The organism is Variovorax sp. BGA-UO-ETr-C22 (genome assembly GCF_059567965.1).
Map to the genome: position 1 here is coordinate 1,580,026 of NZ_JCAQPA010000011.1, position 11,996 is coordinate 1,592,021.

Genomic DNA, 11,996 nt, shown 5'->3' on the forward strand with positions numbered 1-11,996 from the left:
CGGCCTCAGGCAGCGCTCGCGGCTTCGTCGATGAGCGCCGCCACGGCCTGCGGCTGCGAGGCCAGCGAGGCATGGCTGGCCGCCAGCGTGATGACCTTCTTCGCGCCCAGCCGCGCCGACATGCGCTCCTGGTTCACGGGCGAGATCATGCGGTCCTCGCTCGAGATCTGGTACCACGAGGGCTTCTTCTTCCAGGCCGGCGCCGTGATGGTGTCGCCGAAGGTGCTGGCCAGCGGCGCCTTCTGCGTCAGGCCCATCACCAGGCCTTCTTCGGCGCTCAGGTCCTGGCAGAAGCTCTCGTGGTATTTCTCGGGTATCACCCACAGGTAGCCGTCGCTGTCGGGCGCCAGGTTGGGCACGGCCACCGGCGGATGCTCCTGCGTGATGCCGCCGGGGCTTTCGCCCGCGTCGGGTGCGAAGGCGGCGATGTAGACCAGCCCCACCACGTTGGGCAGGTCGCCGGCCTGCGTGATCACCGCGCCGCCGTACGAGTGGCCGACCAGCAGCACCGGCCCCTGCACCTGCGCCACCATCTTGCGCGTGCGTTCGGCGTCGTCGGCCAGCGAAGTCAGCGGCAGCTCGACCGCGCGGATGGCCGTGTGGCCCTTGCGCAGCAGCTCCACGATGACGTTGTGCCAGTGCGCCGCACCACCCCAGAAACCATGGACCAGGACGACCGTCGGTTTGTTGTTGCTCATGATTCGCCACCTTCCAGTGAAGAAATAAGACACCGGGCCGCCGGAATGACGGACCGGGAAAGTCTTATACGCCTGCGCCCTGCCCGCGCTGTGACAAGACCCTCAGCCGGTGCGCACCAGCCCCTGCAGCGCCTCGAGCGAGCGCAGTTCGATGCGCCCGTAGCCCAGCGACACCACGCCCTCGGTGGCCAGCGCGTTGAGTTCCTTCGACAGCGTCTGGCGCGTCACGCCGAGCATCATGGCCAGCGCCTCCTGCGACAGCATGAGTTCGTGCCGCAGGTGCACCGACTGCGTGGCGTCGCCGCGTGCCAGCACCAGCAGCCGGTGCGCCACGCGCGCGCGAAGGCTGCGCAAGGTGGCGTCTTCGGCCAGGCCGTAGAGCATGCGCACGCGCGCGGCCAGCATGGCGGCGATGGCGTTGGAAAACACCACGTCGCGCATCTGCCGCACGAAGGCCTCGGGCGGCACCACCAGCAGGTCGAGCGCTTCGAGCGCGGTGGCGTCGTGCGTGCGCGGCGAGCCGTCGATGAGCGTGATCTCGCCGAACCAGTTGCCCGGCTCCAGCACCGCCAGGATCGCCTCGCGCCCGTCCTGGCGCAGCGACGAGATCTTGATCGTGCCCGCCACCAGCCCGTAGAAACCGCCGCCCGCCGCATGGATCGGGTCGCCCTGGCGAAACACCATGGTGCCGCGCCGCACATGCAGCAGCTCGGCCGCGCCCAGCAGCGCGTCGCGCTGTGCGCGCGGCATGCTGGTGAACCAGGGGTTGCCGTCGAGCGCGGCGCGGTGCGCGGCCGACAGGCGCGGCTTGGTCGAGGTGGCCATGAGAAGAGAAAGGCGCCCGGAGGCGGGTTTACCAGAACCTCGCATTGTCAAATTCTTGACAGTTGAAGGTCAAGCGCAGGTCTACAGTGGCCGCCATCCCCCCAGAACGGAGACCCCACACGATGAACGCACGGGCAAGTTTCAAGCGCATGCAGGACAGCACGCGCGAAGACTGGCAACTGATCGGCGGCGAGTTCATGCAGTTCGCGGGCGGCCTGCCCGCGCGCGTGATCAAGCACCTGCAGATCCTCGAAGGCGACTACGGCGGCTTTCCGGTCGACCGCTACACGCACTCGCTGCAGACCGCCACGCGCGCGCTGCGCGACGGCCGCGACGAGGAGTACGTGGTGTGCGCGCTGCTGCACGACATCGGCGACACGCTGGGCAGCTTCAACCACCCCGACATCGCCGCCGCCATCCTCAAGCCCTTCGTGAGCGAGGCCAACCACTGGATGGTGCAGAACCACGGCATCTTCCAGGGCCACTACTTCTTCCACCACATCGGGCTGGACCGCGACATGCGCGACAGCTTCAAGGACCACCCGCACTACGAGCGCACGGCCGAGTTCTGCGCGCTCTACGACAACCCGGCCTTCGACCCCAAGGCCGAGACCCTGCCCATCAGCGAGTTCGAGCCCATGCTGCGCCGCCTGATGGCGCAGCCCAAGCAGAGCGTCTACAAGACGGTGCTGCAAGAGCCGACCACCGCTTGATCAAGACAAAGGACACCCCCATGAACGCCACCTCCGCCTCCGAAATCCAGAAGCTCGTCTCCGCCGAAGAATGGCAGTTGCGCGTCGACCTCGCCGCCTGCTACCGCCTGGTGGCGCTGTACGGCTGGAGCGACCTCGTCTTCACGCACATCAGCGCGCGCGTGCCCGGCCCCGAGCACCACTTCCTGATCAACCCCTACGGCCTGATGTTCGACGAGATCACGGCCTCGAGCCTGGTCAAGGTCGACCAGCAGTGCAACAAGATCATCGACTCGCCCTACCCCGTGAACCCGGCCGGCTTCGTGATCCACAGCGCCGTGCATGCCGCGCGCGAGGACATCCAGTGCGTGCTGCACACCCACACCCGCGCCGGCATTGCCGTGAGCGCGCAGAAGAACGGCGTGCTGCCCATCAGCCAGCAGTCGACCTTCGTGCTGGCCTCGCTGGCCTACCACGACTACGAAGGCGTGGCCTTCCGCGACGACGAGAAGCCGCGCCTGCAGGCCGACATGGGCAGCGCCAACTTCCTCATGCTGCGCAACCACGGCCTGCTGACCTGCGGCAAGACCATTGCCGACGCCTTCCTTTCGATGTACACCTTCGAGAACACCTGCCAGATCCAGATCGCCGCGCAGGCCGGCGGCGGTGAACTCACGCACGTGGACCCGAGGATCATCGACGGCGTGGGCCAGGCCATGAAGGTGCAAAGCGGCGGCCTGGGCGGCATGTTCGTCTGGCCTTCGTTGATCCGCAAACTCGACCGCATCGACGACAGCTACAAACAATGAGAACGTGTTCACGGCCTTTTCATGGTGCCCGTTGCCCCGCAAAGCTGGCAGGTGCAAGGCGCAAAGCGCAGCCGGGCTGGTGGCCCGGCGAGCATTTGCAACGCCGCAGATGCCAGCTTTGCGGGGCAACCCTTCGGGCAAGGCAGCAAAGCGCCGCACTCGTCGTTGCGCACCTTGTCCAGGCATCAGCCTGGACTGCGGCGCGCGCCTAGATTGCGACGCTTTGCTGCCTTGCGGGCACCATGAAAAGGCCGTGAACACGTTCTGAGACGCGTCGATCCCGGTTTTGTACGGCTGCCAGCGCCCGCGCGACGGGTGCCGGCAGCCATTTTTTTAAGCAGAAGAACCCAAGAGGAGACACCACCGCATGGACACCACGCTCATCGTGACCCGGTTCCTGTTCGGCGCGCTCGCGCTCGTGATGTTCGGGCTGGGGCTGTCGCTCTCGCTCGAGGACTTCCGGCGTCTGTTCAAGCACCCGAAGGCCGTGACCATCGCACTCGTGCTGCAGGTCATCGGCCTGCCGCTGGCCTGCTACGCGATCATCGTGGGCTTCGGCCTGTCGCCGGTGTTCGCCATTGGACTGATGCTGCTGGCGGCCTCGCCGGGCGGCATCTCGGCCAACCTGTTCTCGCACCTGTTCGGCGGCAACGTGGCGATGAACATCTCGCTCACGGCCGTGAACACGCTGCTGTCGATCATCACGCTGCCGCTCATCGCCAACTGGGCCATCGGCCACTTCGCGCAGAGCGGCCAAGTGGTGCCGCTGCAGACGCGCAAGCTGGTCGAGGTGATCGCCATCGTGCTGGTGCCGGTGGCCATCGGCATGGTCGTCGCGTCGCGAAAGCCCGGCTTCGCGGCGCGCATGGAAAAGCCGACCAAGATCTTCAGCGCCGTGGTGCTCGCGGTGGTCACGGTGCTCGCCATCGCCAACGAGTGGAAGAACATCACCACCACCTTCGCCGAGATCGGCGTGCCGGTGCTGCTGTTCAACCTCGTGAGCTTGCTGGCGGGCTACTACCTGAGCCGCGCTGCCGGCCTGGACAAGCCGCTGGCCACCGCCATCAGCTACGAGATCGGCATCCACAACTCCACGCTGGCCATCTTCATCGCGGTGAGCGTGCTGGGGAGCTTTCCGCTCGCGTTGCCGGCCGCCATCTACTCGGTCGTGATGTACATCACCGCCCCACTGTTCGGATGGCTGTTGCTGCGGCGCGGCCAGCCCGCCGCCGTGCCTGCGCCATGATGCGCGGATGGAACTGAGACAACTGCGCTACTTCGTCAAGGTCTGCGAGCTGCGCAGCATGGGCCGCGCGGCGGTGGAGCTGGGGGTGGTCACCTCGGCGCTGAGCCAGCAGATCAGCCGGCTCGAAAGCGAACTCTCGACCCGCCTGCTGCGCCGCCACTCGACCGGCGTCATGCCCACCGACGCGGGCCTGGCGTTCCTGCACCAGGCGCAACTCACCTTGCGCCACGCCGACGACGCCGTGCGCGCGGCGCAGCAGGCGCGGCTGTCGGGCCATGTGAGCGTGGGCCTGGCGCCCACCACCGCCACCGTGCTGGGCGTGCCGCTGATGCAGGCCATGCAGACGCGCTACCCCGAGGTGCGGCTGCACATGGTCGAGGCGCTGTCGGGCCACCTCACGACCATGCTGCACGCGCGCCAGCTCGACCTGGCCGTGCTGTTCCAGACCGACACGCCGCGGCGCTGGAGCGTGTCGCCGCTGCTGGCCGAAAAGCTCTTTGTGATCGCGTCGCCCGCACTCACACCGCGCCCCACCGGCAAGAAGGTGCGCCTGTCGCAGCTGGCCGAGGTGCCGCTGATCCTGCCCAGCGGCAGCCACGGCCTGCGCGCCACGCTGATGGCCGCCTTCGCGCGGGCGCGCGTGGCGCCGCGCATCGTGGCCGAGGTCGACGGCCTGGCACTGCTGATGGACGCGGTGCGCGCCGGCCACGGCGCCACCATCCAGCCCGGCGCCGCCACGGCGCGGCACGACCGCGACGACCTCGAGCTCACGCAGATTTCCGATGCGCACGTGGGGCGCCGCAACCTGCTCGTGAGCCTGTCGGACGACGAGCTCTCGCCCGCCGCACTGGCCGCGCGCGTGGTGGTCGCCGAAACGGCGCGCACGCTGGTCAGCGAAGGCCGCTGGGCCGGCGCAAGTCTTCTCGAAAGCTGAACACCTGTTGCCTCTTTCGGCCTTTCGCGTGAAGGCCATGCTCCCTAAAGTCTCCTGCATTCCAAGGAGACCCACGAGTGATAGACGTACTGGTTGTCGGTGGCGGCAATGCCGCGCTGTGCGCCGCGCTGATGGCGCGCGAGGCCGGCGCTTCGGTGCTGCTGCTGGAGGCCTCGCCCAAGGAGTGGCGCGGCGGCAATTCGCAGCACACCCGCAACCTGCGCTGCATGCACGACGCGCCGCAGGACGTGCTGGTCGAGGCCTACCCTGAAGAGGAGTACTGGCAAGACCTGCTGAAGGTGACCGGCGGCCTCACCGACGAGCGCCTGGCCCGCCTCGTGATCCGCGCCTCCTCGAACTGCCGCGACTGGATGCGCCGCCACGGCGTGCGCTTTCAGCCGCCGCTGTCGGGTGCGCTGCATGTGGCGCGCACCAACGCCTTCTTCATGGGTGGCGGCAAGGCGCTCGTCAACGCCTACTACCGCAGCGCCGAAGCGCTCGGCGTGCAGATCCGCTACGACACGCCCGTGGCCTCGGTCGAGCTCGAGGGCGAGCGCTTCGTGGCCGTGCGCACCGAGGCCGGCGAGCGCATCGCGGCCAGGAGCTGCGTGCTCGCCTCGGGCGGTTTCGAATCGAACCGCGACTGGCTGCGCGAGGCCTGGGGCCGGAACGAGCGCGGCGAGTGGCCGGCCGACAACTTCCTCATCCGCGGCACGCGCTTCAACCAGGGCGTGCTGCTCAGGCACATGATCGACGCGGGCGCCGACAGCATCGGCGACCCGTCGCAGGGCCACATGGTGGCCATCGACGCGCGCGCACCGCTGTACGACGGCGGCATCTGCACGCGCATCGACTGCGTGTCGCTCGGCGTGGTGGTCAACCGCGACGCGCAGCGCTTCTACGACGAGGGCGAGGACTTCTGGCCCAAGCGCTATGCGATCTGGGGCCGGCTCGTGGCGCAGCAACCGGGGCAGATCGCGTGGTCGGTCATTGACCAGCAGGCGGTCGGGCGCTTCATGCCGCCCGTGTTCCCCGGCACGCAGGCGAACACGCTCGGCGAACTGGCGCAGAAGATCGGCCTGGACGAGGCCACCTTCGTGCGCACCGTGCAGGACTACAACGCCGCCTGCCGCGTCGGCCGCTTCGACCACACGGCGCTGGACGACTGCCACACCGAAGGCCTCGCGCCCGCCAAGACGCACTGGGCGCGCCCGCTGGACACCGCGCCCTTCTACGCCTACCCCGTGCGCCCCGGCATCACCTTCACGTACCTCGGCCTGAAGGTGGACGAGACCGCCGCCGTGCGCTTCGGCGGACGCCCGAGCCCCAACCTCTTCGTGGCCGGCGAAATGATGGCCGGCAACGTGCTGGGCCAGGGCTACACGGCCGGCGTGGGCATGAGCATCGGCACGGCCTTCGGGCGCATCGCCGGCACGCAGGCCGCGAAGGCCGCCAAGAACGTTTCAAAGAAATCCCCGGAGACCGCCCTTGCAGCAGCTCACTGACCTCGTCGCACGCGCCCGTGCGGATGCCGATGGCATCGGCAGCACCCCGTCGCGCATCATCCCGATCCAGCCCGCGCTGCCGTTGACCGCCTCCGAAGGCGAAGTCGCGCGCATCCTGCAGATCTGCAACGCCTGCCGCTACTGCGAAGGCTTCTGCGCCGTGTTCCCCGCCATGACGCGCCGGCTCGAGTTCGGCAAGGCCGACACGCACTACCTCGCCAACCTGTGCCACAACTGCGGCGCCTGCCTGCATGCCTGCCAGTACGCACCGCCGCACGAGTTCGCCGTGAACGTGCCACAGGCGATGGCGCAGGTGCGCTTGCAGACCTACCACGACTACGCCTGGCCGCCCGCGATGGGTGCGCTCTACAAGCGGGCCGGGCTCACCGTCGCATTGGCACTGGCGGGTGGGCTCGCGCTGTTCCTTGTGCTGGCCGTGGCGATGTCGGGTTCGCTCGTGCACGCGCCGCTCGCGGGCAACTTCTACGCGATCTTTCCGCACAACTTCCTCGCGCTGGTGTTCGGCGCGGTGTTCCTGTTCGTGATGTTCGCGCTGGCGATGGGCACGCGCCGCTTCTGGCGCGAGGTTTCCCCCGCGAACGACCCGGGCAACGCGCCCGACCTGCCAGGCGTGCGCCGCGCGGCGAGCGCCGAAGCCGCGCACGACGCGCTGCGCCTGAAGTACCTCGATGGCGGCCATGGCGAAGGCTGCAACAACGCCGACGACCGCTTCACGCTCTGGCGCCGGCGCTTCCATCACTTCACCTTCCACGGCTTCATGCTGTGCTTCGCCTCCACCTGCGTGGCAACGCTCTACCACTACCTGTTCGACCTGCATGCGCCCTATGCGCTCACGAGCCTGCCCGTGCTGCTGGGCACCACGGGCGGCATCGGCCTCGTGATCGGCCCCGTCGGTTTGCTGTGGCTCAACCTGCGGCGCCACGCCGCGCACGGCGACGCGGCGCAGCGGCCGATGGACCGCGGCTTCATCGCCCTGCTGTTGCTCACCAGCCTCACGGGCCTGGCCCTGCTCGCGTGGCGCGACACGCGCTTCATGGCGCTGCTGCTGGCGGTGCACCTGGGCGTGGTGATGGCGCTCTTTCTCACGCTGCCCTACGGCAAGTTCGCGCACGGCATCTTCCGCTGCGCGGCGCTGCTGAAGTTCGCCATCGAGAAGCGCCTGCCCAGCCGGTTGCGGCTGGGTGCCGACTGACCGGCAGGGCCTGAAGCGGCCCGGGTCGGACAAGGCCCTACGCCCAGGGCGGAAACCCGCTGGCCGGGGCTGGTGGGGGTTGTCTGCAGAATAGGCGGCCATGCATGTTCGAAAAGCCGCCGTTCTCGCCCTCGTCCTGTCCGCCCTCTCCCTCCCCGCCATCGCGGCGTCCGTTCCGAAAAACCTCCAGCCCTCCGACGCCGCCGAAGCCCGCATCGAATCGCTGATCGCGCGCATGACGCTGCAGGAAAAGGCCGGCCAGCTCAGCCTCTACGGCCCGGCCGACATCAACATCCCGAACAACCCGCAGGCCGGCTGGCGCAACGGGCAACAGGAGACCGAGGACGTGCGCAACGGGCGCCTCACGGGCCTGTTCAACAACGCCGGCCTCGAAGGCAAGCGGCGGCTGCAGCAGGTGGCGGTGCGCGAGTCGCGGCTGGGCATTCCACTGATCTTCGGCGCCGACGTGATCCACGGCTTTCGCACCATCTTCCCGATGCCGCTGGCCGAGGCCTCGAGCTGGGAACCCGCGCTGGCCGAGCGCACGGCGCGCGCGGCGGCGGTCGAGGCCACGGCCGACGGCTTTCGCTGGACCTTCGCGCCGATGGTCGACATCGCGCGCGACGCGCGCTGGGGCCGCGGTCTCGAAGGCGTGGGCGAAGACCCGTACCTGGCGCGCCAGTTCGCGGCGGCGCGCGTGCGCGGCTTCCAGGGCAGCAGCCTCGCGAACGCCGACTCGATGCTGGCCACGCCCAAGCACTTCGCGGCCTACGGCGCGGCCGAGGGCGGGCTCGACTACAACACGAGCGAGATCTCCGAGCGCACGCTGCGCGAGGTCTACCTGCCGCCGTTCCGTGCGGCGATCGATGCGGGCGCGCTGTCGGTCATGAGCGCCTTCAACGAGATCGGCGGCGTGCCCTCGACCGCCAACCCCGCGCTGCTCACCGGCGTGCTGCGCGACGAGTGGAAGTTCAAGGGCTTCGTGGTGTCCGACTACACGGCCGACGAAGAGCTCATCGAGCACGGCCACGCCGCCAACGGCCGCGAGGCCGCCAAGCTGGCCTTCATGGCCGGCACCGACGTGAGCATGCAAAGCGGCCTGTACATCCGCCACCTGCCCGACCTCGTGGCCTCGGGCGAGGTGCCGATGGCGCGGCTCGACGAGGCCGTGCGGCGCGTGCTGCGGGTCAAGCTCAAGCTCGGCCTCTTCGACGACCCGATGCGCGGCCTCGACGGCCCGCCGGCCGCGCAGCGCGTGGAGAACCCCGAGTTCATCGCGCTGGCCCGCGAGAGCGCGCGCCGCTCCATCGTGATGCTGAAGAACGAAGGCCAGCTGCTGCCGCTCGCGAAAACCGGCCCGCAGAAGATCGCGCTGATCGGCCCCTTCGCCGAAGGCACGAAGGACCTGATGGGCTCCTGGAGCCTGTTCCCGGGCCAGTCCGCGCCCGTGGGCATCGACGAAGGACTGCACGCCGCGCTGGGCACCGAGGCCTCGCGGCTGACCGTCACGCGCGGTGCGAACGTCGAGTCGCCGCTGCCCGGCGGCATCGAAACCGCCGTGGCCGCCGCGCGCGACGCCGACGTGGTGGTGCTGGCTATCGGCGAGAGCCAGAAGATGTCGGGCGAGTCGCGCTCGCGCAGCGACATCGGCCTGCCGCAGGCCCAGCAGGACCTGGCCGAAGCCGTGGCCGCGACCGGCAAGCCGGTGGTCGTGCTGCTGAGCAACGGCCGCGCGATGGCGCTCAAGGGGGCGGTGCGCGATGCGCGCGCCATTCTCGTGACCTGGTTCCTCGGCGTGCAGACCGGCCACGCGATTGCCGACGTGGTGTTCGGCGACGCCAACCCCTCGGGCCGCCTGCCCGTGAGCTTTCCGCAGACTGCTGGCCAGGTGCCCTACTACTACGCCCACAAGCGCACCGGCCGCCCCTCGCCCGAAAGCGCGCCGGGCACGGCCTTCAAGACCCGCTACCTGGACGCGACGAACGAGGCGCTGTACCCCTTCGGTTTCGGCATCGGCTATGCGCCGGTGCGCTATGACCAGGTCGAGCTGAGCACGGACCGCCTAGCCATGGGCAACACCCTGCGCGTGCGCGCCACCGTCACCAACACGGGTACGCGCGAAGCGGAAGAAGTGGTGCAGCTGTACCTGGCGCAGCGCGCCGCGAGCGTGACGCGGCCGGTGCGCGAGCTGAAGAACTTCCGCAAGGTGCGGATTGCGCCGGGGGCGTCGGAGGTGGTCGAGTTCGCTGTCGGCAATGACGACCTGCAGTTTCTGGGGCGGGACATGAAGCCTGTTGTCGAGCCGGGTGAGTTCGATCTGTGGATCGCGCCTTCCGCTGCTGACGGGATTCGCAAACACTTCGTTCTCACGCGGGAGTGAGTTTCTTCAGGGCGCGTGCACAGGCCACCGGGTACTTCCCTCCGCGAATGTCCCCCGGGGCTGCGCCTCACGCCCTCCTCCTTGGTTTCGCTGCGGGAAGCACCCAGTGTCCTGCGCACACCGAGCGCTGTCGTGGTGCGGGCCGATCAACGACTGCACTGAGGACGATCACGTCGATGGGGTGCCTTGCGCAGCGAAATCAAGGAGGAGGCCGCAGGCCGGGGGACATTCGCGGAGCAAGGTACCCCGTCGGCGGGATCGTCGCCCTGAACGAGTTCAGTCGAACACCCCTGTGAACGCCACCCGGCTCACCACGCCCGAACTGCTCGCACCCACACCCAGCGTCACGCTGTAGCGCCCATCCTGCGAGGTCCGACGAATCGATCCCCCCATCGCGCTTTCGCTGCGGAAGTTGCCCAAGCCCACGGCATAGCTGATCTTCCCAGGCACGACCGGCGCGGCCTCCATCGCGGCAACGCCTGCAATGCCCGCATAGGCACGCCGCGCGTTCTCGTCCATCTGGCTTTGCAGGCGCGCGGCCGTGAAGTCGGTGTAGGCCTTGCCCAGCGGCAGTCCTTGTGCCGCGACGGTGTCGGTGTACGCGTTGGCCGCGCTCACGCCCTGCTGCACCATGCCTTGCACCTGGCCCACGTTGGTCGCGTCATCGGGCGCACTGCCGGGCGCCACGCCGGTGAGCTGGCGGTTGCCCAGCGCCACTTCGCCGACCGACGACTGCAGCCCGATCATGCCCACGGCCACGTAGTTCGACTGCGCGCCGCGCGTGGTCGTGCTGCCCGCACCGAGCGCCACGCTGTTGGCGTGCGAGGCTGATGCGTTGCTGCCGACGGCAATGGCGTTGTCGGCGCTCGCGCGCGCCGCGCTGCCCAGCGAGATCGCCTGGTTCGCGTTGACGTACACGCCGGCGTCGGCACCGATGGCGATGTTGCCGCTGCCCATGACGTTCTGGCCTGCGCCGCTGCCCTGCGCGATGTTGTGGCTGCCCACCACGCCCTGGCCGGCCGCCGTGCCCAACGCCAGGTTCTGGTTGCCCTGCACGCCGCCGCCCGCAGCCTGGCCCATGGCCACGTTGTTGCTGCCCGCCACCTGCGCGCCGGCCATCTGCCCCGAGGCCTGGTTGCCCGAGCCGGTGACGCCGCTGCCCGCGCCCTGCCCCGTGGCCAGGTTGTTGCTGCCGGTCACGTTGCGACCCGCATCGCCGCCGTAGGCCTGGTTGGCGTTGCCGGTCACGTTGCGCCCGGCGTTGCTGCCATAGGCCTCGTTGCCGTTGCCCTTCACGTCGGTGCCGGCCCAGAAGCCGACGGCGTTGTTGTAGTCGCCGGTCACGTTCTGGCCCGCGCTGCGGCCCATCGACTGGTTCCAGCCGCCGACCACGTTGGTGCCCGCGTAGTAGCCGATGGCCTGGTTGGCGTTCTTGCCCGAGACGCCGGTGCCGGCGCCCTCGCCGATGGCCAGGTTCCAGTTGGTGCTGACGTTGTTGCCCGCGCCCTTGCCGAAGGCCAGGTCGTTGCTGCCAGTGACGCCGGTGGTGCCGGCCTTGTCGCCGATGCCCAGGTTGCCCTTGGCCGGGTCCCAGGTGATCGGCTGGGCCGAGGCGATGCCCATGCCGGCCACCGAGCCGAGGGCCACGGCCAGCCCGAGCAGGGTGTGCGTGCTGTTCTTTCGCTTCATGACGC

Annotated in this window: 10 protein-coding genes; 7 read left to right on the forward strand and 3 right to left on the reverse strand. The window is 69.1% G+C overall.

All coding sequences use genetic code 11. The features are described from left to right. Positions 1–5: 5 nt before the first annotated feature. Positions 6–698, reverse strand: a complete 693-nt coding sequence (locus AC57B8_RS27495; protein ID WP_062478359.1) for an alpha/beta hydrolase — start codon at positions 696–698, stop codon at positions 6–8. A gap of 102 nt (positions 699–800) precedes the next feature. Next, positions 801–1,523, reverse strand: coding sequence for a Crp/Fnr family transcriptional regulator (locus AC57B8_RS27500; RefSeq protein WP_095745012.1), 723 nt, complete (start codon positions 1,521–1,523; stop codon positions 801–803). A 122-nt stretch (positions 1,524–1,645) separates the two neighbouring features. Here AC57B8_RS27500 and AC57B8_RS27505 point away from each other — a divergent pair, with 122 nt between their 5' ends. From AC57B8_RS27505 to AC57B8_RS27535, 7 genes are all read left to right on the forward strand, one after another. Then, entirely contained in the window at positions 1,646–2,236 is a 591-nt protein-coding gene (locus tag AC57B8_RS27505; RefSeq protein WP_139706971.1) for an HD domain-containing protein, read from the forward strand. A 20-nt stretch (positions 2,237–2,256) separates the two neighbouring features. Continuing rightward, complete coding sequence (locus tag AC57B8_RS27510; RefSeq protein WP_062478349.1) at positions 2,257–3,024, forward strand: class II aldolase/adducin family protein; 768 nt, start codon at positions 2,257–2,259, stop codon at positions 3,022–3,024. 367 nt (positions 3,025–3,391) lie between these two features. After that, positions 3,392–4,270: a bile acid:sodium symporter family protein gene (locus tag AC57B8_RS27515; protein ID WP_496481330.1), complete on the forward strand. Its 879-nt coding sequence runs from the start codon at positions 3,392–3,394 to the stop codon at positions 4,268–4,270. A gap of 7 nt (positions 4,271–4,277) precedes the next feature. Then, entirely contained in the window at positions 4,278–5,204 is a 927-nt protein-coding gene (locus tag AC57B8_RS27520) for a LysR family transcriptional regulator (RefSeq protein ID WP_496481331.1), read from the forward strand. A gap of 77 nt (positions 5,205–5,281) precedes the next feature. After that, positions 5,282–6,709, forward strand: coding sequence for an FAD-dependent tricarballylate dehydrogenase TcuA (tcuA, locus tag AC57B8_RS27525; RefSeq protein ID WP_496481332.1), 1,428 nt, complete (start codon positions 5,282–5,284; stop codon positions 6,707–6,709). Beyond that, entirely contained in the window at positions 6,693–7,922 is a 1,230-nt protein-coding gene (gene tcuB, locus AC57B8_RS27530) for a tricarballylate utilization 4Fe-4S protein TcuB (RefSeq protein ID WP_496481333.1), read from the forward strand. The genes tcuA and tcuB overlap by 17 nt, the downstream gene beginning before the upstream one ends. A gap of 100 nt (positions 7,923–8,022) precedes the next feature. Next, positions 8,023–10,302, forward strand: coding sequence for a glycoside hydrolase family 3 N-terminal domain-containing protein (locus AC57B8_RS27535; protein WP_496481334.1), 2,280 nt, complete (start codon positions 8,023–8,025; stop codon positions 10,300–10,302). A gap of 276 nt (positions 10,303–10,578) precedes the next feature. Here AC57B8_RS27535 and AC57B8_RS27540 read toward each other — a convergent pair whose 3' ends face one another. After that, positions 10,579–11,991, reverse strand: a complete 1,413-nt coding sequence (locus AC57B8_RS27540) for a YadA family autotransporter adhesin (RefSeq protein ID WP_496481335.1) — start codon at positions 11,989–11,991, stop codon at positions 10,579–10,581. Between the last annotated feature and the right edge of the window lie 5 nt (positions 11,992–11,996).

What these genes read in the sequence shown, in the direction of transcription:
- AC57B8_RS27495 (WP_062478359.1), bottom strand. Translation starts at nt 698, where the DNA reads ATGAGCAACAACAAACCGACGGTCGTCCTGGTCCATGGTTTCTGGGGT.
- AC57B8_RS27500 (WP_095745012.1), bottom strand. Translation starts at nt 1,523, where the DNA reads ATGGCCACCTCGACCAAGCCGCGCCTGTCGGCCGCGCACCGCGCCGCG.
- AC57B8_RS27505 (WP_139706971.1), top strand. Translation starts at nt 1,646, where the DNA reads ATGAACGCACGGGCAAGTTTCAAGCGCATGCAGGACAGCACGCGCGAA.
- AC57B8_RS27510 (WP_062478349.1), top strand. Translation starts at nt 2,257, where the DNA reads ATGAACGCCACCTCCGCCTCCGAAATCCAGAAGCTCGTCTCCGCCGAA.
- AC57B8_RS27515 (WP_496481330.1), top strand. Translation starts at nt 3,392, where the DNA reads ATGGACACCACGCTCATCGTGACCCGGTTCCTGTTCGGCGCGCTCGCG.
- AC57B8_RS27520 (WP_496481331.1), top strand. Translation starts at nt 4,278, where the DNA reads ATGGAACTGAGACAACTGCGCTACTTCGTCAAGGTCTGCGAGCTGCGC.
- AC57B8_RS27535 (WP_496481334.1), top strand. Translation starts at nt 8,023, where the DNA reads ATGCATGTTCGAAAAGCCGCCGTTCTCGCCCTCGTCCTGTCCGCCCTC.
- AC57B8_RS27540 (WP_496481335.1), bottom strand. Translation starts at nt 11,991, where the DNA reads ATGAAGCGAAAGAACAGCACGCACACCCTGCTCGGGCTGGCCGTGGCC.